We start from the raw sequence: 24,576 nt of genomic DNA, 5'->3' as shown, positions 1-24,576 counted from the left end.
GCGTCGGCGGGCGCGCCGGCGGGCGCGGCCGATGGGAATCGTCGGCGGGACGGCGCGGGCGGGGCAACGGGTTGCCGCGGGTTGTCGTCGCGCGCCTCCCGTACCCGCCAGAGGATGATCGAGCCGCCCAGCAGGGCGAGGAGCGCGGACACCGCGTACAGCGGGGTGTAGTTCGCGCCGGTGCCCGCGCCGATCGCGAGCAGCGGCGGCGCGGTGAGCGGCGCCAGCGCGCCGGGGACCTTCTGCGAGAACGCGTTGATCGCCATGTGGCGGCCCGCCGCGGTGTCCCGCTCCGGCAGCACGTCTAGGACGATGGCCTGGTCGACCGCCGTGAACAGCGCGATGCCGAGGGTCGTCAGCGCGGACCCGGCGAGCAGCACCGGCAGGCTTCCCGCGAACGCCAGGACGAACCCGCCCGCCGCGAAGACCGCGGCGCCCGCGAAGACGAACGGGCGGCGGCGTCCCAGCCGGTCCGACAGATACCCGCCGCCGATCGCCGCCGCCGTCGTCGTGACGACGCCGATCCCGCCGGTGATCGCGACGATCCCGGCGACGTCGGCGAGCGGGATCCCGAGCCGCTGCGCGATGAGGAACGTCAGGTACGTCGTGCTGGACGACTGGCCGAAGAAGAACGCGAAGCGGCCCAGCCAGTTCCACGCGAAGTCCGGATGCGCGCGCGGCGAGAACAGGTACGAGCGGAGCAGGCCCGCCGCGCCGAGCCGATCGGGGACGGCGAGCGTCCGCCCGTCCGGTTCGCGGGCGAACAGCAGGAACGGCACCAGCAGGGCGGCCCCGGCCGCGCCCGGCAGCAGGAACACCAGCAGGCCGCTGCCGCTCACGGCGCCCACCATGAGGACGCCCGCGATGGGCGCGACCTGCATCGTGAACCCCGACAGCCCGGCGACCTTCCCGCGCAGCCGGTGCGGGACCCGGTCGGCCTGCACGTTCCCCAGCGCGCCCAGCGCCGTGCCCCACCCGAGGCTCGCCATGCCCCAGCCGAGGCCCAGCACGACGACGTCCGGCGCCGCCGCCATCACCGGGACGGCGGCCATGCCGAGCGCCGCGCCGCCCAGCAGGTACGGGGCGCGGCGGCCGAGCCGCGACCGGGTCCGGTCGCTGAGCGTCCCCACGATCGGGCCGGACACCAGCGCGAGCACCGACCCGAACCCGAGGATGTACCCGAGGGTCTCCTCCCGGCCCGGCGCCAGCCGGTCGACGCGCAGCGCCAGCGAGTAGGCCATCGGCACGATGAGGGCCATCGACAGGCCGAAGTTCGCCGTCAGCAGCAGGACGACGAAGGCGCGCCCGACCGGGGCGCGGCTCGCCGCGCCGGTCTCGGACGGGTGGGGGTCCGGTGTCACGGGCGTCCGCGCCGGGCGACTTCCCCGAGCCAGGCCAGGCTCGGCTTGGGGCGCCGCTCGAACGTCTCCCGGTCGACCGCGACCAGCCCGAACGTCGGTCCCCAGTGCCCCCACTCGAAGTTGTCGAGCGCGCTCCAGTGGATGTAGCCGCGCACGTCGACGCCGTCGTCGACCGCGGCGAACAGGTGCCGGAGGGCCTCGGCGGTGTAGGCGACGCGGCGCCCGTCGTCGGCGGTCGCGATGCCGTTCTCGGTGACGACGACCGGCACGCCGCCCGTCACGTCCCACGTGTGCCGGACGGCGATGCCAGGCGCGTCCGGCCGGTACGCGTTGCCCGTCAGCGTGGTGTCCGGGCCCTGCGGATGGGGGACGATGCCGTTCTCGTCCACGGACTGGCCGGAGTACGACTGGACGCCGACGAAGTCGTCGCCGCGCGCCGCCTCCAGGTACAGGTCCTCGCGCACGTACCGGATCTCGCGGAGCCGCTCCTCGTTCCCCGGCGTCGCGGTGAGCGCCTGGTTCGCGACCGTCCACCCGACCTTCGCGTCCGTGCGTTCCGCCAGGACGGCACGGGCTGCGCGGTGCGCGTCGGCCAGCCGCCGCCCGACCTCCGGGTCCGGGTCGGGCAGGACGGGACGCGCCGCGCCCTCGACCGTCGGGCTCATCCACTTCTTCGTGTCGCCCGTCGCGGCGGCCGCCTTCGCGGCGCGCGCGGCCCCGGCCATGAGGGCGAGCATGTTCGGCTCGTTGATCGTGCAGACCCACTCGACGCCGTCGAGGATGCCGCACACCGCGCGCACGTACGCCGCGAACCGCTCGATGCCCGCGTCGCCCGTCCAGCCGCCCTCCTCGGCGAACCAGCGCGGGTGCGTGAAGTGGTGCAGGGTGACGACCGGCGCCAGCCCCAGGCCGAGCGCGGTGTCGATCATCCGGCGGTAGTGCGCGAGTTCCGCGCGGGAGAACCGGCCGGGGCTCGGCTCGATCCGCGCCCACTCGACGCCGAACCGGTAGCAGTTCAGGCCCGCGTCGGCGAGCAGCCGCATGTCCTCGGCGTACCGGTGGTAGCTGTCGCAGGCGTCGCCGCTGCGCTCCATCCCGGGCACGCGCTCCTCGCGCACCCACCAGTCGCTGTTGACGTTGTTGCCCTCCACCTGGTGCGGGGCCGTGGCCGCGCCCCAGAGGAAGCCGGGAACGGGACGGGTCATCCGTGGGCTCCTTGTCCGATCTCGGCGGCTCCGGTTTCGGCTCCGGCTCCGGTTTCGGCTGCGGTCTCGGCGTCGTGGAGGCGCCGCCGCTCCGCGCGCCGCCGCGCCTGCTCCTCCGGGTCCGCGACGGGCGCGGCCAGCAGCAGCCGGCGGGTGTAGGGGTGTTCGGGCTCCGCGGTCACCGCGGCGGCCGGGCCGGTCTCGACGATGTCGCCCCGGTACACCACGCTCACCCGGTGGCTCACGTGCCGGACGACCGCGAGGTCGTGCGACACGAACAGGTAGGCGACGCCGGTGCGCCGCTGGATGTCGAGGAACAGGTCGAGCACCCGCGCCTGCGTCGACAGGTCCAGTGCCGACACCGGCTCGTCGCAGACGATCAGCCGCGGCTCCGGGGCGAGCGCGCGGGCGATCGCGACGCGCTGGCGCTGCCCGCCGCTGAACTCGCGCGGGAGCCGCTCCGGCGCGTCCGACGGCAGCCCCACCTGGTCCAGGAGCGCGCGGACCCGCGCCCGCGCGTCCTTCGCGGAGGCGCCCTGCACCACCAGCGGCTCGCTCAGGATGTCGCCGACCGTCAGCGCCGGGTTCAGCGAACCGTACGGGTCCTGGAACACCACCTGAAGGTCGCGGGCGAGGGCGCGGCGCTCGCGCGCGACGCGTGCGTGATGTCCCGGTCCCGGAACCGGACGCGCCCGCCGCTCGGCTTCACGAGGCCGAGGACGGCGCGTCCGATCGTCGTCTTCCCGGACCCCGACTCGCCCACGACGCCGAGCGTCTCGCCCTCACCGACCGTCAGGGACACGCCGTGCAGCACCTCCACCGGGCGCGCCCGGAACCCGCGCCCGGGGTAGGCGACGCGCAGGCCGTCCACGTCGAGGAGCGGCGCCGTCATCGCGTCTCCTTCCCGGCGGACCCGGCGGACCCGGCGGACGGACGCGCGGTGCGTGCGGCGCCGCCGTCCGGGATCGAGTCGAGCAGCATCCGCGTGTAGGGGTGCCGCGGGTCGCCGAAGAGCCCGGCGGTCGTCCCGGTCTCGACGATCTCGCCCCGCCGCATCACCGCGACCCGGTCGCAGACGTCGGCGACCACCCCGAAGTCGTGGGTGACCAGCAGCACCGCCATGTTCAGCTCCTTCTCCAGGTCGCGCAGCAGGTCGAGGATCTCCGCCTGCACGGTCACGTCCAGGGCCGTCGTCGGCTCGTCCGCGATCAGCAGGATCGGGCGGCTGGCGACCGCGCCCGCGATCAGCACCCGCTGCGCCATCCCGCCGGAGATCTGGTGCGGGTACGACCGGAACGTCCGCTCCGGGTCGGGGATGCCGACCCGCTTCAGCAGCGCGAGCACCCGCGCGCGGGCGTCCCGCCGCGAGATCCGGGACGTCGCCGCCGCGCGGACCCCCTCGACGAGCTGGGCGCCGACGGTGAACGACGGGTCGAGGTTCGACATCGGCTCCTGCGGGACGTACGCGATCGACCGGCCGCGGATCCCGCGCAGCCCGCGCTCGCCGAGGCCCAGCAGTTCCCGCCCGTCCAGCCGGATCGACCCGCGGACGACGACGGCCTCGGCGGGCAGCACGCCGAGCACGGCGAACGCCGTCTGCGTCTTCCCCGAGCCCGACTCGCCGACCAGCCCGAGCGTCTCCCCGGACGACAGGTTCAGCGTGACCCCGGAGACGACCTCCTCCAGCCCGCCCGACGGCGTGGGGTAGGCGATCGCGAGTTCCTCGACCGCCAGCAGCCCGCCGGCCGCCGGGACCGCGTCCGCCGCCACGTCCGCCGCCGCGTCCGCCGCCGGGGCCGCGCGTCCGGGCCGGGCCGGGACGGCCTTCGACGGCTTGGGCCGTGCGCCCTGGAGGGTGTCGCGCAGGGCGTTCCCGAACAGCACCAGCGCGGCGTTCAGCACGCCGAGCAGCAGGCTCGGCCAGACGAACTGCAGCGGCTCCTCGTACAGGTTCTGGAAGCCTTCGGAGATCATCGCGCCGAAGCTCGGCGTGGCGCTCGACCCGACGCCGAGGAACGCCAGCCCGGCCTGCACGTTGATGGACTGCCCCGCCAGGAACGCGGCCATGATGACGACCGGCCCCCGGACGGCGACCAGGATGTGCCGTCCCATGATGCGGCGCCCGGTCAGCCCCGAGACGCGCGCGGCGTCCACGTACGGCTCGTTCTTCACCCCGAGGACCTGGTTGCGGACCAGGCGGTACACGCCCGGCGACAGCAGCACCCCGAAGATCGCCATCGTGACCCGGAAGTCGCCGCCGGTCACCGGCATCAGCACGATCAGCAGCAGCAGGCCGGGCAGCGTCATGATGAGGCTGAACACCCACTCGGTGACGCCCCGGATCCGCCGTTCGAAGTACCCGCCGACCAGGCCCGCCGTGACGCCGATGGCCAGCGCGATGGACGTCCCGACGAGCGCCGACACGACGCTGGTGTTGATCGAGTGGAGCAGCCGGGCGAAGATGTCGCGCCCGCTGCCGTCGCCGCCCAGCGGGTACCCCGGCGTGCCCGCGTCGGCGTTGATCGCGTCGAGCGACGCCTCGTTCGGGCCGTGGTCGCCCAGCACCGGCGCCAGCAGCCCCAGCAGGACGATCGCCAGCAGCAGCGCGGCCGTGCCGACGGCCTGCGGGTCCCGCAGCAGCCGCCGCGCCGCCGACCTGCGGCGGGGCACCGCCCGGCCGGTGTCCGCGGTGTCCGCGACGTCCGCGTCAGGGGGACCGGCGGTCGCGTCCGTGGAATCGGTGCTCATCGGATCCGCGCTCAATGGACCCTCGCCTTCGGGTTGAGCCAGCCGTTCACGAGGTCGACGGTGAGGTTCAGGCCCACCACGAGCAGGACCGCGAAGACGCTGACGCCCATGATGATCGGGACGTCGCCCTGCAGCGACGCCTCGAACGCGTACGTGCCGAAGCCCGGCAGCGCGAACACCTGCTCGATCACCAGCGCGCCGCCCAGCATCGCGATGAACTCGAACGACAGCACGGTCAGCGCGGGCCCCGCCGCGTTGCGCAGCGCGTGCCGCAGGACGATCGAACGGGTCGGGACGCCGCGCGTCCGCAGCGTCCGGACGTAGTCGCGGCGCAGCTCGTCGATCATCGATCCGCGGATCTGCGCGGTCAGCGACGCCACCCCGGACACCAGCAGCGCGAGCACCGGGATGAGGATCGTCTGCGCCCAGCGCGACGGGTTCTCGCCGATCGGGGTGAACCCGGTGGCCGGCAGTAGCTCCAGGTTGATCGACAGGACGACGACCAGCACGATCGCGATCAGCAGGTTCGGCACCAGGTAGCCGGTGAGCGAGGCGGCCTGCGCGACCCGGTCCATGACGCCGCCGCGCGTCGCGGCGAACACGCCCAGCGCCACGCTGATCAGGACGGTGCAGGCCAGCGCGACGAGCACGACCGACAGCGTGACGCCGAGGCGGGCGGACACGGCCGGGCCGACCGGCTCGCTCGTGAAGTACGAGACGCCGAAGTCGCCCCGCACCGCGTGCGACGACCAGTCGAGGTACTGGACGAGCACCGGCCGGTCCAGGCCCATGTCGGCCTTCATCGCCCGGACCGTCTCGGGCGTCGCGGCCGGGCCGAGCCGGCCGCGGACGATGTCGTCGAAGGACAGGCTGAGCAGCAGGTACGTGATCAGCGTGACCAGCACCGCGAGCACCAGGCCCGTGGCCGCCCGCCGCAGTGCGTAGAGGAACATGGAAGGGTCTCCTTCGGGGCGTTCACCGGGGTTCGTTGATCTGCGGCGTGTTGCCCTGACTCGGGCGCCCATAAGGGCAACACGCCGCAGGTCAACGTCAGGAGGGGGCCGTCGGCCGCGGCCGAACCGGTCAGCCGGTGGGGCCGAACGTCCGGATGGTGGAGAACACGTTCGAGCCGTCGCCGAGGAACTCGACGCTCCCGTCGGTCGCCCAGTGCCTACCGCTGAAGAAGAGCGGCGTGAACCACGCGTTCTCGACCGTGAAGGCGTTGATCCGCTTGTACAGCTCGGCGGCCTTCGCGGGGTCCGACTCGGCGTTCACCTGCGCCAGGAGCTTCGTCAGCTCGGGGTCGGCGCTGTCGAACACGTTGCGGGAGCCGAGGTTCGCCTGTACCTCGCCCGGTGTGGAGGTGACCCCCTCGACGGAGAAGAACATGCCGTACTTCTTCGAGGTGATCGCCGACACGCTGTTCTGCGGGGGAGTGGGGTCCCAGGTCACCTCGACGCCGATCTCCGCCAGCGACTGGTCGATCGTCGGCTCGAACGGCTTGGTGAAGAACAGGCTCGGCATGTGCACCTCGAACCCGTCCGGGTATCCGGCCTCGGCCATCAGCTTCTTCGCCGCAGCCGGATCATAGGCGTACGTCCGCTCCAGCGCCGGGTCGTACGCGTCGCCCTTCGGGCCGAACACCTGCTGCGTGGGCTTGCCCGCGCCGCGCAGCAACTGCTTGACGATCTTGTTCCGGTCGAACGCCATGTTGATCGCCCGCCGGACCCGCTCGTCGCCGAGCGGCTTCACCCTCGTCCCGTCCCGGTCGGCGAGGGTCAGGCCCCCCATGGCGACCGCCTCGATGAACTTCACGTCGAATCCGGCGCCCTTGAGCCGGTCGACCTGCGTGGTCTCCACGCTGGCCGCGCTGAGCTCGCCCGACTGCAGGGCGTTCACGGTGGCGGTCCGGTCCTTGATCACCCGGATCTCGACGGTCTCGAACGGGTACGCCTTCGCGTTCCAGTAGTCGTCGCGCTTCTTCAGCACGTACTTCGAGGCGTTCACCGTCGACCCGTCAAGGACGTACGCTCCCGAGCCGACCGGGTTCAGGGCCGTGCGCTCGGAGTCCAGGGTCTTCGGATCGCCGATCACGCCGACCGCCATCGTGAACGCGTGCAGCAGCGCCGCGTCCGGCTCTTCGAGGTTCAGCACCACCGTGCTCTCGTCCGGCGTCTCCACGGACTCGACCGCCGCCAGCTTGAACTGGTTGGGGCCCGGCTCCTTCATCGTCCGTTCCAGGGTCGCCTTCACGGCGGCCGAGTCCACCGGGGCGCCGGTGCTGAACGTCATGCCGTCCTGCAGCTTCAGGGTGAGGGTCTTGCGGTCGTCCGAGTAGCTCCAGCTCTTGGCCGCGTTCGGCTTCAGCTCGCCCGTGTTGTCGTGCCGCAGCAGCGTGTCGTAGACCGAGCTCCAGACGTACGCCTGGGTGCCGTCCGTCAGCTCCACGGGGTCGAACGAGTTGGGCGCGCCCTGGACGGCGAGGGTCAGCGTCCGCTCGTCCGCCGGCGGCTGCCCGCCCGACGTGCCGCAGGACGCCGCGGCCAGTACCGCGGCCATGGCCGCGATCGAGGTGAGGACCCGCGGTCGCATCCGCTGGCCTGAGGATCGATTACGCATCGTGGGGGTTCCTTCATCCGGGTGAACGGTGGGGTGGACGGGACGTTTCGCCTGGATTACGGGTCCATCAGACGTTCGGGCCGTGCGCGGCGGCAAGCAGTTGCCATATGTTGTCTTCACCAGCAGAGAACATGGTTCTCACAGCGGTGGAGGTGAGTGCGGATGACCGGTGGCGCGAACGGTTCCGGCAGGCCCCCGACGATCTACGACGTGGCGAAGGCGGCGGGCGTGGCCACCTCGACGGTGTCCCGCGCCTTCGCCCGGCCGGGCCGCGTCAACGCCGAGACCGCCGAGCGCATCCGGCGGGTGGCGACCGAACTCGGGTACCGCACCGTCCCGGCGTCCCCGGCGGCCACCGGCGCCCGCACGTCGATGCTCGCCCTCGTCGTCTCCGACGTCACGAACGCCTTCTACGCCGAGATCATCCGGGGCGCCGAATCGGCCGCCGCCGAAGCGGGCTACGTCCTGCTGCTCATCGACGCGCAGGAGTCCGACACCCTCGAACGCGACAGCCTCCGCCGCGCGCTGCCCGGCGTCGAGGGAATCGTCCTCGCGGGCACCCGCCTGCCCGACTCCGCCATCCGCGTGGTCGCCGGGCAGCGCCCCACGGTCGTCCTCAACCGCGACGTCGCGGACGTCCCGAGCATCGTCCTCGACGACGCCTGCGGCACCCGCTTGGCCGCCGAGCACCTCGCCGGGCTGGGCCACCGCGCGCTGACCTACGTCGCCGGGCCGGAGGCGTCGTGGGCGGACGGGATGCGCTGGCGCGGTCTCCGCGAGTCGGCCGCGAACCTGGGGCGCCGGGCGCAGCGCGTCGGCCCGTTCGCCCCCACGGTCGCGGGCGGCCGCGCGGCGGCCGCCTGTCTGCGCGCCGACCCGCCGACGGCCGTCGTGGCCTACAACGACCAGCTCGCGATCGGCCTGATGCTCGCCCTCCAGGCCGCCGGAGTCCGGGTGCCCGAAGACGTGAGCGTGATCGGCTTCGACGACATCTTCCCCGCCCGGATCGTCTCTCCGGGACTGACCACCGTGGCCGCCCCGCTGCGCGCCCAGGGCAGGGCGGCGTCCACGCCGTGCTCGCCCACCGCGGCGAGCCCGCGAGCCCCGCCGTGCGGGCGATGCCGCTCCCCGCGCGCCTCATCGTGCGCCGCTCGACCGCCCGGCGCCGCCGCATGGACGTCGCCGCGGGCGGCACCGGCACCGGCCCCGGCCGCACGTGACGCCCGTCAGGAGGCGGCGCCGCCGCGCCCGTCCTCCCGGACCGGTGCCGGGCGAACGGTGATCACGTCGAACAGGTCCATGACGGGCAGGTCGATGACGAGAGCGTCCCCGTCCATCCGTGTGCCGAGCTTCTGCCGGGTCACCAGCGAGGTGGCCGTCTCGTTCCCGGCCGCATGGTGCAGCACCAGACGTCCGTCGCGGACGGGCACATGCGGACCGAACGAGCGCCGTCGTGCTCCCGTCTGGTTGATCAGGTGCACCACGTATCCGTCATCGTCGCGCCCCAGAACGAGTTCGACCTGCTCGGGCAGTGCCGCGCCGACCCGGCGTCCGCCAGCGGCTCCACCACGCGCAGCAGGTGCTCGCGGATCTCGGTCTTGGCGAACTCCCGGTACGTGCGGCCGATGGTCCACGGGATCATGGCCGACACACCGGATCCGTAGTGGATCGAGGCGACCGCCGGGTCGCCGCCGGGGACGTGGCCGTGGCTCAGCTCCGGCGGCCCCCACGGGGCCTGGGCGAGAACGGACCCCGCCTTGTCGCAGCCCGGTTTCCAGACGTAACGGGCACTGCTGCCGTACACCGGGACGACGGACCCCACGAACCGGCCCTCGTGGGCGTGCGGCTGCTCGTCCAGAGTGGCGTACGTCGACCACACCTCCTTGCCGGACACGGGGGCGCCGATACGGCGCGCCGCCGGACTCGCCGCCAGTGCCACGCCGCCCTCCGGCGTGGTTCCGCCGCCGCCGGTGGTGAGCAGGTTCCCGCCGCGTTCGACGAACGCGTCCAGCGCCTCGGCCGTGTCGGTCCCGAGGGGGCCGACGTCGGGCAACGCGACGAGCCGGTAACGGTCCAGCCGGCCGGCGGCGTCCATCGCCGCCAGGTCGCCGAGCCCGACCACGTCGAAAGGCAGATGCCTCTCCTGCAGCGCCCGGTACAGCCCGCGGAACTCCTCCAAGGCGTCGAGACGGCCCGGGTGCCGACCGCGCTCGCCTCCGGGCCGCACCAGAGCGATCGTCGCGGCGGGCCGCAACGCCGCGTAGAGGTCGTGCCGCTCGCGGTGGAACCGGGTCACGGTCCGGGCCAGCGAGACGCTCGCCATCGGCAGCCGTCCCGGTGCGCCGAGGATGTAGGTCGAGGGATTACCGCCGCGCGCGATCGCCTGGATCAGGTGCTGGGCGACGTGTTCGGGCTGCTCCGCGCCCATGCGGTACGTCGAATCGACGTGCGCGACCGCGTTCAGGACGAGCGGTCCCCTCGTCCCGGCCGACACGTGCGCACTCACCGTCTCGGCGGTCGCATGGGGCCACAGCTCCTTGCCGGGCATGTGCCGGAAGGCGTTGTTGCCCTCGCTGTACAGCATCGGGGCGCCCTTGGTCAGGACGAACGCGAGGTCGCGGTCGCGCGACGCCACATGGTCGGTGTACTTCCGCCCCAGCTCTTCCAGCGTGGCGGCGGTGTAGCGCAGCCACAGGGGAAGGTCTGTGGTCTCGTGGGTATCGGGGAGTGCGCGGCCGTTGCTGAACTCGGCGAACCGCTCGGCGCACGACGCGCAATGGCAGACGCCGTGGACGACCTCGCTGTAGTCGCGCTCGTTGAAATTGAACCAGTTGACGAAGAAACCGCCGACGGCGTACCGGTCGAGGATCTCGTCCAAGATCTCCAGCGCGCGCCGCTGGTAGTACTCGCCCGCCGGGCACGTGCTGTAGAGCGCGTTGTAGACCTGCGGCTCGCCCGCCGCCGACCTGAACAGCCACCCGGGATGCTCCGCGGCGACCGCGGCGGCGACCTTGGATAGGTCGAGCCGCGCGATCACCCGGACGCCCCGCCGCTCGGCGGCCGTCACGGCGTCGCCCAGCAGGTCCCCGGAAGGGCGGTCGGCGAGGAAGGGGTTGCGCGTCTGGAACGGCAGATCGGTCGGATGGAACGCGACGATCCCGCCGGCGTTGACCAGCCAGGTGTCGGCGCCGTGGTCCTCGATGACGTCGAGTGCGGCCTCGACGTCCATGGTGGCGTCGATTTCCTGGAGGTTCGTCTGGAAGACCGTGAACGGTTTCCGCCACCTGCCCGGCATCAGCCCGTCCGCCCGTCCAGGAGCAGTTTGAGCGCCGCGTGGTCGTGGTCGCCCAGGCCCGCGGCCACCGCCGCGTTCATCAGCTGGTGCACCAGGCCGGAGACGGGCAACGACACGTCGAGCCGGGCCGACGCCTCCACGGCGAGCCCCAGGTCCTTGCGGTGGAGCGCGACGCGGAAGCCCGGCTCGTACTCGCCCTTGAGCATTCGCGCGCCGTGCACGTCGAGCACCCGCGACGACGCGAACCCGCCCAGCAGGGCGTCGCGGACGGCGCCGGCGTCCACACCCGCGGCCTCGGCCAGGCGCAGCGCCTCGGCGACCGCCTCGATCGTCACGCCGACCACGATCTGGTTCGCCGCCTTCGCCACCTGACCGGCCCCGGCCGCGCCGATGTGGGAGACGCGCCCCCCGAGGACCTCGAAGATCGGCGCGGCCCGCTCGACCGCCGTCCGGTCGCCGCCGACCATGATCGACAACATTCCCTCGCGCGCCCCGGCCTCCCCGCCGGACACCGGGGCGTCCAGGTACTCGCCACCGGCCGCCGCGACCTCGGCGGCGAGCCCGCGCTCCGCGGCGGGCGAGATCGAGCTCATGTCGATGACGAGGGTGCCCGGCCGCAGCGCGGCGAGCACGCCGTCCTCGCCGCGCATCACCGCTTCGACGTCGGGGGTGTCCGGGAGCATGAGGACGACGGCTTCGCCGTCCCGCGCCGCTTCCGCCGCGGACCCCGCGAACCGCGCCCGTCCGCCCAGGACCTCGCGGGCCGGCGCGCTGTCGCGGTAGACGGTGAGCCGGTGACCTGCGGCGATGAGGTTGGCGGCCATCGGCCGTCCCATCACGCCCAGGCCGATGAAGCCGATGTCCATGTCCATCTCCTCGGATAGTCGGTGGTCACGTCCGGGACTCGCCGCGCGGACGGTTCAGGGCGTGCGCCGTCAGGGCCGCCGCGACCTCCTCCGGCGCCGCCGCCGGTGCGAGATGCGCGACTCCCGGAAGGATCTCCAGCCGCGCCCGCCGCATCGCGTCCGCGATGGCGCGCTGCTCGTGCGGGGGCGTGGCCGGGTCCTCCGCGCCGCCCAGGACCAGCGTGCGCGCGTCGATCCCGACCAGGTCGGCGCGGACGTCCGCGTCGGCGAGGACGTCGCAGCCGACCGCGTACCCCTCCGGGTCGGTCGAGCCCAGCATGTCGGCGTAGGCCCGCACGACGTCGGGCCGTGCGCGCCGGTAGTCGGGTGCGAACCAGCGGTCCAGCACGGGCGGGACGATCGCCGCCGTGCCCCGCCGCCGGACGAGGTCCGCCCGCTCGACCCAGCTCCGCCGATCGAGCACCGCCGCGCAGCACATGACGGCGAGGGACGCGACGCGGTCCGGCGCCGTTCGCGCGGCGCGAAGGGCGATCATGCCGCCGATCGAGATGCCAGCGAGGTGGACCGGTCCGGTACCGAGACCGTCGACGACGCCCAGCACGTCGTCGACGAGGTCGTCGAGACCCTGCGGTACCGCGTAGTCCGCGGCGGTGCCGTGACCGCGCTGGTCGAATCGCGCCACGTCGAACGAATCGGTCAAGAACGGTACGACGTCGTCCCACAGGGCGGTGGTGGTGCCCAGCGAGTTCAACAGGACCATCGTGCCGACGGCGCCGCGCGGGCCGGTCGCCCGGTCCAGGACGATGTCCGGGGAGCCGCCGTCGCGGCGGCCGATCTGTGCCACGTCGCTTGCAGACATCGAACGTCCTGACTGTCGGGAGTGTGGAGTCGCGCCGGTGCCCGGTGGTCTCAATCGCGCCGATTCGGCGTGTAGACGTCGCGTTCGGTCAGCGCGTTCAGGAGAGGTTCGCCGGCGCGGTAGCGCCGGATGTTCTCGACGACGATGTCGATCGAGCGCTGGGTGCGGTCCGGGACGGCCGGGGTCACGTGCGGGGTGATCACGACATTGGGGAAGTCCCAGAGCGGCGATTCCGGAGGAAGCGGCTCGGGCGTGGCCACATCGAGTCCGGCGCCCGCGATCTCTCCGGTCCGCAGGGCCTCGATGAGGGCGTCCTGATCGATGATCTCCCCGCGTGCCATGTTGATGACCAGGGCGGTGTTCTTCATCCGCGCGAACTCGCCGGTCGAGAAGAGGTGGCGGGTGGCGTCGGTCAGCTGTGCCGCGATCATGACGACGTCGGCTTCGTCGAGGAACGACCCGAACGGGTCCCCGTCGTCCGATGACAGCATGACGTCCACGTCCGCGGCCTTCTCCGCGGGGCGGCGCCGGTACACGATCACCCGCATGCCGAACGCCTTGCCGAGGCGCGCCATCTCCCGGGCCGTGTGGCCGTAACCGACGATGCCCAGCGTCCGGCCCCAGAGCGCGAGCTTCTTCTCGTAGCCGTCGATGAAGCGCCAGCGGTGCGCGTCCTGCATGCCGAACAGGCCCCGGGCGTCGAAAGCGAGCGCGAGCGCGAAGTAGAACCCGTGCTGGGCCAGCGCGGGGGCCGAACGGCCCGCGGAGCCGGTGACGATCAGTCCCCGCTCGAACACCTCGGGCCGCGCGGATCTGGTGAGACCGGAGTGGTCGCAGTGCACCCACCCGAGGCGCGGCGCGGCGAGATACCGTTCGTCCAGGTCGCCCGTGATGACGGCGACGTCCGCGTGTTCGAGCGCACGGGCGATGCCCGCGTCGTCCCACGGCGCGACGTGGACGAACTCCGCCGGGGCGAACGCCCGACGCAGCCGCTCCAGTTGATCCGGTTCGAACATGAGTGTCGAGAGCACGGAGCGAATGGTGCGATCCCGATCATCCGGCCGCATGAAACGGACCCCGCGTCATAGTGGCTTACCTCCGATGGCGCGCCGAACGCGGGCGCCGAGCCGATGCGTCGGTTCATCACAACGGCCCGAGGTTCCGTCCGGCAACGGCTTGCCATCTGTTGCCGTGACGCCGTCTGTTGCCGTGACGCCGCGTCGGCCCCGCCGCCTTCACGGCGGCAACACGTGGCAACCTCTTGCCGCCCCTCGTGGGCAGCACGTCTGATGCCGGGTGACCGACGGGCCGCGCGGCGGGAGAACCGTGCGTCCGGTGAGCCCGGCAGTTCTCAGGGACGACCATGACTTCGACATTCGCCCGCACCCGTACCATGCGGGCCGCTCTCGTCACGACGGCGCTCGCACTGCTCATCGCCCTCTCCGCCGTCGCGCCGTCCGAGGCCGCCGCGCGGCCCGCCGCGCTCGCCCCGGCGACCGTCTCGGTCGACTTCGCCGACCGGCGGGGTGTACTGCGGCGGTCGGAGCGCTACAACAACTACGCCAACGAGAACGCGTTCATCGAACAACGTTCCGCCGACGCGCGCTTCCTCAACGAGCAGGGACTGCATCAGAAAGTCCATCGGGTGTGGCTCGACTACGCGTTCGAGCAGTGCAGCATCGAGACCGGCACGTGCGATTTCTCCGGTAACACGGACGCCTACCTCACCGATGCCGGCCACCTGTCGGACTCGGTGCTGGTGAACCTGAACCCGGACGAGTTCATTCGCGGCGAGCGGCCGCTCAAGGACCTGCAGCCCCTCTTGGAGGTGATGCTCGGCGACCTCAAGAAGAAGTACCCGGCCGTGAAGTATGTCGAGGTGTTCAACGAGCCGGACTGGAAGTATCACGGGCACGAACGCCACGACGGCCGTCCGGCGGACGAGGTCACCCTGCGACCGGGCGACCTGTACCGCTTCTACGCGCCGTTCTACAAGGCGGCCAACGAGGTCGACGAGGGCGTGCGGCCGGCCGACCGGCTCCAGATCGGCGGTCCGGCGATCAGCGTCATGGATCCCGAGTGGATGAAGCCGTTCCTGGACGACTACGCCGCCGACCGCGACCCGCACAAGCGTCTGGACTTCATCAGCTACCACGCCTATATGAAGTGGGACGACGACTACCAGGTCCCCACCTTCTACAAGTCCGACCTGCGGCAGGTCTCCTCGGAACGCGGTGACATCCTGACGTGGCTGAGAGAACGCCGCATCCGAGGGCGCGTCCCGAGTTTCATTACTGAGACCGGAATCTATCCCGGCCCGTCCTATGACGACCGGACCGGTACGACCGACTATCTTCGGCAGGCGGCCGGTATGGCCACCTACAACTACGTGTACTCGCGGCAGCCCGACACCTACATGTTCAACTGGGTCGTTCGGCACTTCGCCGAAGGACGCAAGGACCAACTGGTGACACGGGTCGACGACGGGCCCGTCCCCACCGGGATCTTCACGCCCTACGGCAACATGATGCTGATGCAGTCCAAGATGAAGGACATCGAGGTGTCCGCCACCGTCTCGGGCAGCCGCGAGGACGACAACGGCGTCTACGCGATCGCCTCGAAAGACCGAACGGGCGCATCGCTCATGGTCTGGAACTGGCAGCACACCAACGACCGGAGCCACCGGGCCACGATCCACATGTCCCGGCTGCCGCGGCGGCTCGGACGCGGCCCGGTCCGCCTGCGGATGTTCAGAATCGACCAGACGACGAGCAATTACTTCACCGATCCGGCCGGGGCCGGCCTCCGGCAGGTCTCCGACGAGATCGTCAGGCCCGGCGCGCACCATGACGAGACGATCGATCTCAAGCCGAACGCCTGTACCTCATCCTCATGGAACCCGCATGACGCGGTCCTGAGGCCGGGCTTCGTCCGCTCTCCGACGCCGCCTGAGAGTATCAATCTTGATATGGAGAATGTTATTCTTCGTGCGTCTCGCAGGTCGGTGGTCGAGGAGGGCGTCGGTGAAGGCTCTGCGTTGCCCGGTCCACGGTTCCCTGGACGATCTGGAGGTGGGCGAGCTGCCCGACCCGGTCGCCGGGCCCGGTGAGGTCGTCGTCGAGGTGCACGCCGCCGCGGTGAACTTCTCCGACATCCTGATCGTCAAGGGGACGTACCAGGTGGCGGCGCCCGTCCCGTTCACCCCGGGCAGCGAGTTCGCCGGACGGGTCGTCGAGGCGGGGGCCGGCGTCGAGGGTCTCGCCCCCGGCGACGCGGTCATGGGCTCGACGTTCGTCGGCGCCTTCGCGCAGCGGGTCGCGGTCCCCGCGACCGGCCTGACGGCGCTGGCCCCCGGCACCGACATGCGGGCCGCCGCCGCCTTCGGCGTCGCCTACGCCACCGCGCACCATTCGCTCACCCTGGCGGCCCGGCTCGTGCCGGGGGAGACCCTGGCCGTGCTGGGCGCGGCGGGCGGCGTCGGCCTCGCCGCGGTCGAGGTCGGACGGCTGCTCGGCGCGCGGGTGATCGCGGTCGCCTCGTCCGCGGCCAAGCGTGCGCTGTGCCTGGCCAAGGGCGCCGAGGTCGCGCTGCCCTACGACGACCTGAAGCGGCGGCTGGCCGCTGCGGGCGGTGCCGACGTGGTCCTCGACCTGGTGGGCGGCGAGCACGCCGAGCCCGCGCTGCGGGCGATGCGCTGGGGCGGACGGTTCGTGTCCGTCGGCTTCGCCGCGGGCGACATCCCGCGCATCCCGCTCAACCTCGTCATGCTCAAGGGCGTCACGGTCGGCGGGTTCGAGATCGGCGGCTGGGGACGGCGCGACCCCGAGGCGCTGCGCCGCGGCCGCGCCGAGCTGGCGCGGCTCTTCGCGGACGGGAAGCTGGAACCGCACGTCCACGCCGTCTACCCGCTGGAGCGCGGGGCCGAGGCGCTCGCCGCCGTCGCGAACCGAACCTCCGCGGGCAAGGTGCTGATCGTCCCCGGGTGAGGGTGATTCTGGGCATGTGAACGGCTTTGGCCGGGCCGTGCGAGCGATGATCTGCGGCGGGTCGTTTGCGCCCCGCCCGAACGGGTGTCAGAATACGGTTCGTGTGAGCGAGAATCCGATTTCCGGTGACGGTGTCGCCAGCCGGATCGCCCAGCGCGCCCTGGTCGAGCGCGGTGCCACGTACACCGGCGAGGTGCGGCGCCTGCTCGACGCCGCGCTCGAGGTGATGCGGCAGCGCGGCACGACGACGCGTCCGCGCGTGGCCGACATCGTGCGCGCGGCGGGGCTGTCGAACGACGCGTTCTACCGGTACTTCCCCTCCAAGGACGCGCTGGTCGTCGCGTTGCTCGAAGACGGGACCGAGCGGCTGCGCGGCTACGTAGCGCACCAGATGAGCAAGGAGCCGACCCCGGAGGGCAAGGTCCGCCGCTGGGTCGAGGGCGTGCTCTCGCAGGCGCGCGAGGAGATCGGCACGAACACGCGCGCCGTCCTGTGGAACGCGGGCGCGGTGAGCGAGGTCATCGGTTCCACGCCGCCCATCGCCAGCAAGCGGCTCGCCGGGCTCCTCGCCGAACCGTTCGGCGACCTCGGCAGCGCCGACCCGGACTTCGACGCCTCGCTCGCCGCGTACGCGACCTTCGGCAAACTGGGCGACTACGTGTGGGGCGGCGGGGAACCCACGGACGACGACGTCCGGCGCATCGCCGACTTCTGCCTCCGCAAGATCTCGCCCGCCGCCCCGCCGTCATGAACCGTGATCGGAGTCGAGCCCCGGCGGCACCCAGTTCGGGGCGCGCTTCTCCATGAACGCCTTCATCCCTTCGCGGGGTTCGGGTGATTCTTCCAGGGCCCAGAACATGGTCTGGTAGTCGATGAAGCCGTAGCGTTCGTTCAGCATGCGTTTGACGTGCATGCGGGTCATGGGCGGTGTCTGGAGGATTTCGCGGGCGGCTCGGGTGGCTTCGTCCTGGAGTCGGTCGTGGGGGACGACGCGGGAGATGACGCCGAGCCGGTGGGCTTCGGCGGCGTCGAAGCGGCGTGCCGACAGCAGCAGGTCGCGGGCGACGGCGATGCCGACGTGGGCGGGCAGGACGGCCGAGAAGGTGGCGTCGGGGATGCCGCGCAGCAGTTCGGGGGCGCGGAAGGTGGCGCGGTCGCTGGCGACGGCGATGTCGGCGAGCATGGCGATCAGCAGGCCCCCGGCCTGGCAGATGCCGTTGACCGCGGCGATCACCGGTGCGCGGCTGTCGCGGATGGTCAGGAAGGGCAGCATTTCGTGGCCGATGTCGGGGACGTCCGCGTCCCTGGGGTCGGCGCGTCCGCCCAGGTCGCCGCCGGGGGCGAACACGTCGCCGGTTCCGGTGATGACGAGAGCCGCCAGGTCGGGATCGGTGTTGGCCAGGCGTACGGCGCGTTTGATGCCGAAGTACATCGCCGGGGTGAAGGCGTTCCTGGCTTCGGGCCGGTCGATGAAGCACCAGCCGATCGGCCCCCGGCGTTCGAGTCGCAACCCGGCGGCGCCCAGATCGTCCCCCACGTGCCTCACCTCTTTCCCGTCCCAAGTCCCACCGGGCCCGCGCCCGGCCATTGCGTCTTCCCGATAGTGAAAATATCCTTCTCAAAGCCAAGAATTCAATTCTTGTCAGTGGAGGAGTCCGTACGATGACGGAGCCGATGACGCCGACCCGGCATGCCCGGCAGTCCCCCGACCGTCCGGCGATCGTGATGGGGGCGAGCGGCGAGGTCGTGACGTTCGCGCAGTTGGAGGAGCGGTCGGTGCGGTTCGCGCGGGCGCTGCGCGCCCGTGGCCTGCGGGTCGGTGACCACATCGCGATCCTGATGGAGAACAACCGGGCGTTTCTGGAGGTCGCGTGGGCGGCGCAGCGTTCGGGCCTGTACTACACCGCGATCAACAGTCATCTGCGTGCGGGTGAGGTGCAGTACGTCCTGGACGACTGCGGCGCCGTCGCGCTGGTGTCCAGCGAGGCGATGGCCGGGGTGGTCGCCGGGCTGGACCTGGCGCGGGTCCCGCTGCGGGTGGCGGCGGCGGGGGAGGTCCCGGGTTTCGAGCGTTACGAAGACCTCCTGGCCGCCTCCTCGGCCGATCCCCTCCCGGACGAGTGCGAGGGCCGGGAGATGCTGTATTCGTCCGGGACGACCGGGCGGCCGAAGGGCGTGCGCAAGCCGCTGCCGGGCACGCCGCTGGGGGATCCGGCGTCGCCGCCCGTGCAGATCGCGAACGGGCTGGTGCTGCAGGGCACCGGTCCGGGCGCGGTCTACCTGTCTCCCGCGCCCTTGTATCACGGTGCGCCGCTGGTGTTCTGCATGTCGATGCACCGCATCGGCGGGACGGTCGTGGTGATGGAGGAGTTCGACGCCGCGTACTGCCTGGAGTTGATCGAGCGGTATCGGGTGACGCACGCGCAGTTCGTCCCGACGATGTTCGTGCGGATGCTGCGGCTGCCCCGCGAGGTCCGGGAGCGGTTCGACCCCTCCAGCCTGGTCAACGTCACGCACGGGGCGGCGCCGTGCGCGGTGCCGGTGAAGCGGCGGATGCTGGACTGGTGGGGGCCGATCGTCCACGAGTACTACTCCGGCACCGAGGACGTCGGCCACACCGCCATCACGCCGCAGGAATGGCTCGCCCACCCGGGCTCGGTCGGCAGGCCGGCGCAGGAGTGCCACATCGTCGGCGAGGACGGGCGGGACCTGCCGCCCGGGCGGCCGGGGGCGGTGTACTTCGCGGGCGGGCGGCCGTTCGAGTACCACAACGATCCGGAGAAGACGGCGTCGGTGACCAACGACAAGGGCTGGCGCACCCTGGGCGATATCGGCTACCTGGACGAGGACGGCTACCTCTACCTCACCGACCGCCGCGCGCACATGATCATCTCGGGCGGGGTGAACATCTATCCGCAGGAGGCGGAGAACGCGCTGGTCGGTCATCCCGCGGTGGCCGACGTCGCCGTCATCGGCGTCCCGGACGAGGAGATGGGCGAGGCGGTCAAGGCGGTCGTCCGGCTCACCGGGGACGCCGCGGCGAGCCCGGCGCTGGCCGCGGAACTGATCGCCCACTGCCGGGCGGAACTGGCGACCTACAAATGTCCCAGAAGCGTCGACTTCGTCGACGAACTGCCGCGCGATCCCAACGGCAAGCTTTACAAACGTCTTCTACGCGAGCGCTACGGCGCCGACCGAACCGGAGCCACCCCATGACGCGCGGGAGAAGGCGCGGCGGTCACTTGGCGGCGACGCCGCCGTAGACCCAGGCGCCGCCGCTCGCGGCGGCCTCGGCGTCGTCGGCGTGCCACCGGTTGACCTTGACCAGTCCCGGTTCGACGAGGGCGAGGCCGTTGAACAGGCGCAGGATCCGGTCGTGGTCGCGGAAGACCATGGGCGCCGACGCGTTCTCGTAGGCGGCCTCGATGATCTCGACGAGTTCGGCGGGCCGGTCGTCCAGGGTGCTGTGGGAGATGACGAGGCGGCTGCCGGGCGCCATGCGGTCGGTGAAGGCGGCGACGATGCCCGCGGGGTCCTCGGCGTCGGTGACGAAGTGCAGCATGGCGTTGAAGATGACGCCGACCGGGCGGTCGAAGTCGATGAGGCGCGCCACGGCGTCGGAGGCGAGGACGGTTTCGGGGGTGCGCATGTCGGCCTGGAGCGCGGCGGTGCGGTCGTCGGCGGCCAGCAGCGCGCGGGCGTGCGCGATGACGATCGGGTCGATGTCCACGTAGACGACGCGGGCGTGCGGGTGGACGCGCTGGGCGATCTCGTGGACGTTGCCCTGGTTGGGCAGTCCGGCACCGAGATCGATGAACTGGTCGATGCCCTCCGCGGCGATGCGGGCGATGGCGCGGCCGAGGAAGCGGCGGTTGGCGCGCAGCGCCTCGACGCCGTCCGGGATGGAGGCGATGAGGTGGCCCGCGAGTTCGCGGTCGGCGGCGTAGTTGTCCTTCCCGCCGAGCACGTAGTCGTACATGCGGGCCACGTTCGGGGTGTTCGGGTCGATCCCCTGCGGCACGTCTGGCTGCTGCGACACCGGTGAATCCCGTCTGCCGTGGGCGTTGGCCGTCGAGAACGAGCTTAGAAGGCAAGATCGCACGAAAGCGGTGATTTGTGTAATTCACTGTGCCACGATGGCGCTGATCATCGTCCGGCGCATGGAGCGCACATGGAATTCAGCCTCAACGGCGAGCCCGTTGACGTCGGTGTCGAGCCCGAGGAGACCGTGGCGCGGGTGCTGCGGGAGCGGATGGGGCTGACCGGGACCAAGGTCGCCTGCGGCACGGGAGTGTGCGGCACGTGCACCGTTCTGGTGGACGGGAGCACGGCGGCGAGCTGCCTGCTGCCGGCCGAGGCGGTCGCGGACCGCAAGATCACGACCGTGGAGGGGCTCGGCGGCGACCATCCGGTGCAGCGGGCCTTCGCCGCGCACGACGCGCTCCAGTGCGGCTACTGCACGCCGGGCTTCGTGGTGGAGGCGGCGGCGTTCACGGACCGGTGGCGGGCCGCGAACGGCATGGCCGAGCCGTCCCGGGAACAGATCGCCGAGGCCCTCGCCGGACACCTGTGCCGCTGCGGAGCGTACGTCGGCATCTACGCGGCGGTCGCGGCGGCGTGCAGGGGCGAGCACGACGAGGGCACCGTGACTCCGGCCCGCGTGGAAGCCCTCAGCAAGATCACGGGCGCGGCGCGGTACACGGCGGACGTCGTCCTGGAGGGGCAGCTCGAAGGTGTGATCGTCCGGTCGCCGCACCCGCACGCGAAGGTGGGCGACATCCGCTACGACGGGCCGCTGGCCGAGCTGCTGCCGCCGGACCGCGTCGTCCGGTACGCGGGCCAGCCGGTGGCCGCGGTCGCCGCGCCCACCCGGGCCGAGGCGCTCGCGGCGGCGGCGCGGGTCGAGGTGGACTACACGGTGCTGCCCGCGGTCCTGTCGCCGGACGCGGACACGGTCGTCTACCCGACCGAGGAGTCCCGCAAGCGGGCCCCGCGCGCGAGCGAGGGCCCGCTCGCGTCCGCCAGGTGGGACGGCAACGTGCGCGGGCCCGCCACCATGAGCTGGCGCGACCGCACCGCCGTGAAGCGCATCGACAAAGCCCGCGACGGCGACGGCCGGACGCTCGTGGAGGCCACCTACACGACCGCCGTCCAGGCCCACACCTGCATGGAGCCGCACGGCTGCGTGGCCCGCTGGGAAGACGGCGACCTGCGTCTCCACCTGTCCACCCAGGCGGTGACCCGCGTCGCCGCGCAGGCGGCCGAGCGCTGGAAGCTCCGCCCGGAACAGGTCCATATCGTGGCCGAGCATGTGGGCGGCGGTTTCGGCTCGAAGGTCAACGTCACCTCCGACGTGGTCGCCGCCGTCGAGCTGTCCCGCCTGCACGACGCGCCGGTACGGGTCGTTCTCACCAGGCCGGAGGAGCTCGTCGACGGCGGCACCCGCCCCGGGGTGCGCATCGAACTGGCGCTCCTCGCCGACGCCGACGGCGGGCTGTCCGCCTTCACGATGGACGCGCACGGCGACTCCGGCGTCTCCATCGGGTCCAACGCGGCCTGGCACTCGCGGTTCTTCTACGGCAACGCGCCCCGCCGGATCCGCGACTACGACCACATCACCAACCGCGCCCCCGGCATCCCCTTCCGCGGCCCCGGCCTGCCGCCGATGCTGTGGGCGCTGGAGCAGACCGTCGACGAGGTGGCGCTGCGCCGCGGCGAGGACCCCATCGCGCTGCGCCGCCGCTGGGACGGCAACACCAAGCGGCACGCGCTGTACGACCGGGCCTCGGCCCTGCCCGTGTGGCGCGGGCGGACGGACCCCGGCGGCGGCCGCCATCGCCGCGGCGTGGGCGTCGCGGCGGCCAACTACATGTACTTCCTCGACCCGGGCACCAAGGTGGAGCTGACGGTCGAGGAGGGCGTCGTGGTCGCCCGCATCGCCACCCAGGACATCGGGACCGGCAGCCGCTCGGTGATCGCCGAGGTCGTGCGGTCCGAGCTCGGCCTGCGGCCCGGCCGGGTGCGCGTCGAACTCGGCCGCAGCGACCACGCCTACGGACCGTCCGCCGCCAGCAGCTGCTCCACCCCCTCCATCGCCCCCGCGGCCCAGAACGCGGCCCGGCGCCTGCGGAAGGCCCTCGGCACCCGCTCCCTCGACGAGGCCGAGGGGCTGCGGGTCGTCGGCGGACGGCCCCGGGACCGCCGCGGCTACGTCACCCCCTTCGCCCTCGACCACTTCGCGATCGGCCGCGGCTTCTCGGGAGCCGTCGTCGTCACCGAGGTCGAGGTGGACACCCTGCTCGGCCGCGTCAGGCCGACCCGGGTGTGGAGCGGCGTGGCCGCCGGTCACATCTACGCGCCCAGGCCGGCCCGCAACCAGTGCGAGGGCGGAGTCGTGCAGGGCATCGGCTACGCCCTGTTCGAGCAGCGCCAGGAGGACCCGGCCACCGGCACCGTCCTCACCACGAACATGGAGGACTACCGCATTCCCGGCATCGCCGACACTCCGGAGATCGACGTGTACTTCCACACCGAGGGCTGGGACCACGTCCCCGGCCGCGGCGTCGGCCTCGGCGAGATCTGCACCATGGCCGTCGCCGCGTCGATCGGCAACGCCGTCAGGCACGCCACCGGATGGCGCCCGCACGACCTGCCGATCCGGCCCGACCTGCTGCTGGAGGGGATCGGCACGTGACCGCGATCGAGGACGCCGCCCGGACCGTCCGCGACACCGGCGGCGAGTTCCGCGCGGGCGGCACCGACGTCATGACCCGCGCGACCCGCCCTCCGGTCGACCTGCTCGGCATCCCCGGCCTGCGCGGCACCACCTGGGGACCGGACGGCGCCGCCCGCATCGGCGCCCTCGCCACCGTCGCCGACCTGCTCGCCGACGACCGCCTGTCCGCCGCCTACCCCGCGCTCGCGGCCACGGCCGCCGCCGTCGCCACCCCGCAGATCCGCAACGTCGCCACCGTCGGCGGCAACCTCCTCCAGCGCAACCGCTGCTGGTACCCGCGCAACACCGCCCTCGCCTGTCACCAGACGGGAGGCGACACCTGCCCCGCCCGCGCGGGCGCCCACCTGTACTCGGCGGTCATCGACCAGGGCCCCTGCATCGCCCCCCATCCCTCCTCGCTCGCGGTGGCCCTCCTCGCCTACGACGCGACCGTCGAAGTCCACGGGCGCTCCCCGCTGGGCGTCGCCGAACTGTACGGGGACGGCGGCGACCCGACCCGCGACCACCGTCTGGAAACCGGCGAGATCCTCCAGGCCGTCCGGATGCCCGCGCCCGCACCGGACGAACGGGCCGCCTACCGCCGCGCCACCGCCCGTGAGAAGGCGGAGTGGCCCCTGGCCGAAGCCGTCGCCCGCCTCACCCTCGACGGTGACACCGTCGCCACCGCCGCCATGGCCGTGGGCGGAGCGGCCCGCACGCCCCTCCTCCTCCCCGAAGTCGCCGAAGCCCTGATCGGCGGGCCCGTCACGGAGGAGACCGCGACCGCGGCCGCCGACCTGGCGACCGCCCGCTGCAGCCCCCTGCCGGGGAACGGCTACAAGGTGGCCCTCCTCCGCGCCACCCTGATCGACACCATCACCGCCTGCGGAAAGACCTCGTAGGCCGAAGCGGGTCCGACGTC

At 72.4% G+C, this 24,576-nt stretch carries 20 protein-coding genes and 2 pseudogenes; 8 read left to right on the top strand and 14 right to left on the bottom strand.

Annotation, left to right across the window (positions count from 1 at the left end; translation table 11 throughout):
- Positions 1 to 80: 80 nt before the first annotated feature.
- From BJF79_RS51895 to BJF79_RS34065, 7 genes and pseudogenes are all read right to left on the bottom strand, one after another.
- Positions 81 to 1,361, bottom strand: a pseudogene (locus BJF79_RS51895) (MFS transporter); the annotation flags it as partial.
- Positions 1,358 to 2,566 (bottom strand): family 1 glycosylhydrolase, encoded by a 1,209-nt coding sequence (locus BJF79_RS34085; protein WP_075903631.1) that lies wholly within the window; start codon positions 2,564 to 2,566, stop codon positions 1,358 to 1,360. The pseudogene BJF79_RS51895 and the gene BJF79_RS34085, both read right to left, overlap by 4 nt.
- Positions 2,563 to 3,183 carry an ATP-binding cassette domain-containing protein gene (locus BJF79_RS34080; protein WP_262402965.1) on the bottom strand — a complete coding sequence of 207 codons (621 nt, stop codon included), beginning with the start codon at positions 3,181 to 3,183 and terminating at the stop codon, positions 2,563 to 2,565. Before BJF79_RS34080 ends, BJF79_RS34085 begins: the two co-directional genes overlap by 4 nt.
- The gene (locus tag BJF79_RS62890) at positions 3,153 to 3,458 is read right to left on the bottom strand and encodes an ATP-binding cassette domain-containing protein (RefSeq protein ID WP_262402964.1); all 306 of its coding nucleotides are present in this window, start codon (positions 3,456 to 3,458) and stop codon (positions 3,153 to 3,155) included. Before BJF79_RS62890 ends, BJF79_RS34080 begins: the two co-directional genes overlap by 31 nt.
- The gene (locus tag BJF79_RS34075; protein ID WP_083734448.1) at positions 3,455 to 5,314 is read right to left on the bottom strand and encodes a dipeptide/oligopeptide/nickel ABC transporter permease/ATP-binding protein; all 1,860 of its coding nucleotides are present in this window, start codon (positions 5,312 to 5,314) and stop codon (positions 3,455 to 3,457) included. The genes BJF79_RS62890 and BJF79_RS34075 overlap by 4 nt, the downstream gene beginning before the upstream one ends.
- Before the next feature lie 11 nt (positions 5,315 to 5,325).
- Entirely contained in the window at positions 5,326 to 6,267 is a 942-nt protein-coding gene (locus BJF79_RS34070; protein WP_075903629.1) for an ABC transporter permease, read from the bottom strand.
- A gap of 130 nt (positions 6,268 to 6,397) precedes the next feature.
- Positions 6,398 to 7,906 carry an ABC transporter substrate-binding protein gene (locus tag BJF79_RS34065; protein ID WP_262402963.1) on the bottom strand — a complete coding sequence of 503 codons (1,509 nt, stop codon included), beginning with the start codon at positions 7,904 to 7,906 and terminating at the stop codon, positions 6,398 to 6,400.
- A gap of 189 nt (positions 7,907 to 8,095) precedes the next feature.
- Between BJF79_RS34065 and BJF79_RS67615 the strand changes: the two are divergent.
- Both BJF79_RS67615 and BJF79_RS62880 read left to right on the top strand, forming a co-directional pair.
- Positions 8,096 to 8,989: pseudogene (locus BJF79_RS67615) on the top strand (LacI family DNA-binding transcriptional regulator); the annotation flags it as partial.
- A gap of 17 nt (positions 8,990 to 9,006) precedes the next feature.
- The gene (locus BJF79_RS62880; RefSeq protein WP_262402961.1) at positions 9,007 to 9,153 is read left to right on the top strand and encodes a hypothetical protein; all 147 of its coding nucleotides are present in this window, start codon (positions 9,007 to 9,009) and stop codon (positions 9,151 to 9,153) included.
- A gap of 6 nt (positions 9,154 to 9,159) precedes the next feature.
- On the opposite strand, the gene BJF79_RS51890 is transcribed toward BJF79_RS62880, so the two are convergent.
- From BJF79_RS51890 to BJF79_RS34040, 5 genes are read right to left on the bottom strand one after another with little or no spacing between them, the layout of a single operon-like run.
- On the bottom strand, positions 9,160 to 9,417 hold the full coding sequence (locus BJF79_RS51890) for a hypothetical protein (protein WP_083734447.1): 258 nt from the start codon (positions 9,415 to 9,417) through the stop codon (positions 9,160 to 9,162).
- Complete coding sequence (locus BJF79_RS34055) at positions 9,405 to 11,228, bottom strand: alpha-amylase family protein (RefSeq protein ID WP_083734446.1); 1,824 nt, start codon at positions 11,226 to 11,228, stop codon at positions 9,405 to 9,407. The genes BJF79_RS51890 and BJF79_RS34055 overlap by 13 nt, the downstream gene beginning before the upstream one ends.
- Positions 11,228 to 12,094: an NAD(P)-dependent oxidoreductase gene (locus BJF79_RS34050; RefSeq protein ID WP_075903648.1), complete on the bottom strand. Its 867-nt coding sequence runs from the start codon at positions 12,092 to 12,094 to the stop codon at positions 11,228 to 11,230. The genes BJF79_RS34055 and BJF79_RS34050 overlap by 1 nt, the downstream gene beginning before the upstream one ends.
- Before the next feature lie 25 nt (positions 12,095 to 12,119).
- A complete protein-coding gene (locus BJF79_RS34045) occupies positions 12,120 to 12,953 on the bottom strand; it encodes an alpha/beta fold hydrolase (RefSeq protein ID WP_083734445.1) in 834 nt (277 codons plus the stop codon).
- A gap of 50 nt (positions 12,954 to 13,003) precedes the next feature.
- A complete protein-coding gene (locus BJF79_RS34040; protein ID WP_262402960.1) occupies positions 13,004 to 13,984 on the bottom strand; it encodes a D-2-hydroxyacid dehydrogenase in 981 nt (326 codons plus the stop codon).
- Positions 13,985 to 14,316: 332 nt separating this feature from the next.
- Here BJF79_RS34040 and BJF79_RS34035 point away from each other — a divergent pair, with 332 nt between their 5' ends.
- From BJF79_RS34035 to BJF79_RS34025, 3 genes are all read left to right on the top strand, one after another.
- Complete coding sequence (locus BJF79_RS34035) at positions 14,317 to 16,062, top strand: hypothetical protein (RefSeq protein WP_143220606.1); 1,746 nt, start codon at positions 14,317 to 14,319, stop codon at positions 16,060 to 16,062.
- Complete coding sequence (locus tag BJF79_RS34030; protein ID WP_262402959.1) at positions 16,025 to 16,939, top strand: NADPH:quinone oxidoreductase family protein; 915 nt, start codon at positions 16,025 to 16,027, stop codon at positions 16,937 to 16,939. The genes BJF79_RS34035 and BJF79_RS34030 overlap by 38 nt, the downstream gene beginning before the upstream one ends.
- Positions 16,940 to 17,042: 103 nt before the next feature.
- A complete protein-coding gene (locus BJF79_RS34025; RefSeq protein WP_075903619.1) occupies positions 17,043 to 17,690 on the top strand; it encodes a TetR/AcrR family transcriptional regulator in 648 nt (215 codons plus the stop codon).
- On the opposite strand, the gene BJF79_RS34020 is transcribed toward BJF79_RS34025, so the two are convergent.
- Positions 17,685 to 18,476, bottom strand: coding sequence for an enoyl-CoA hydratase/isomerase family protein (locus tag BJF79_RS34020; RefSeq protein ID WP_075903617.1), 792 nt, complete (start codon positions 18,474 to 18,476; stop codon positions 17,685 to 17,687). The two genes, BJF79_RS34025 and BJF79_RS34020, sit on opposite strands and share 6 nt — an antisense overlap.
- A gap of 125 nt (positions 18,477 to 18,601) precedes the next feature.
- Between BJF79_RS34020 and BJF79_RS34015 the strand changes: the two genes are divergently transcribed.
- Positions 18,602 to 20,155 (top strand): acyl-CoA synthetase, encoded by a 1,554-nt coding sequence (locus tag BJF79_RS34015; RefSeq protein ID WP_262402958.1) that lies wholly within the window; start codon positions 18,602 to 18,604, stop codon positions 20,153 to 20,155.
- A 22-nt stretch (positions 20,156 to 20,177) separates the two neighbouring features.
- On the opposite strand, the gene BJF79_RS34010 is transcribed toward BJF79_RS34015, so the two are convergent.
- Positions 20,178 to 20,978 (bottom strand): SAM-dependent methyltransferase, encoded by an 801-nt coding sequence (locus tag BJF79_RS34010; protein ID WP_075903615.1) that lies wholly within the window; start codon positions 20,976 to 20,978, stop codon positions 20,178 to 20,180.
- Positions 20,979 to 21,110: 132 nt separating this feature from the next.
- Between BJF79_RS34010 and BJF79_RS34005 the strand changes: the two genes are divergently transcribed.
- Complete coding sequence (locus tag BJF79_RS34005) at positions 21,111 to 23,633, top strand: molybdopterin-dependent oxidoreductase (protein ID WP_075903613.1); 2,523 nt, start codon at positions 21,111 to 21,113, stop codon at positions 23,631 to 23,633.
- Positions 23,630 to 24,556, top strand: a complete 927-nt coding sequence (locus BJF79_RS34000) for an FAD binding domain-containing protein (RefSeq protein WP_075903611.1) — start codon at positions 23,630 to 23,632, stop codon at positions 24,554 to 24,556. Before BJF79_RS34005 ends, BJF79_RS34000 begins: the two co-directional genes overlap by 4 nt.
- Positions 24,557 to 24,576: the final 20 nt, after the last annotated feature.

Source organism: Actinomadura sp. CNU-125 (assembly GCF_001942465.1).
Taxonomy (GTDB): Bacteria; Actinomycetota; Actinomycetes; order Streptosporangiales; family Streptosporangiaceae; genus Spirillospora.
Note: the sequence above shows the minus strand (reverse complement) of the source record. Positions and strands in the feature narration are given on the sequence as shown.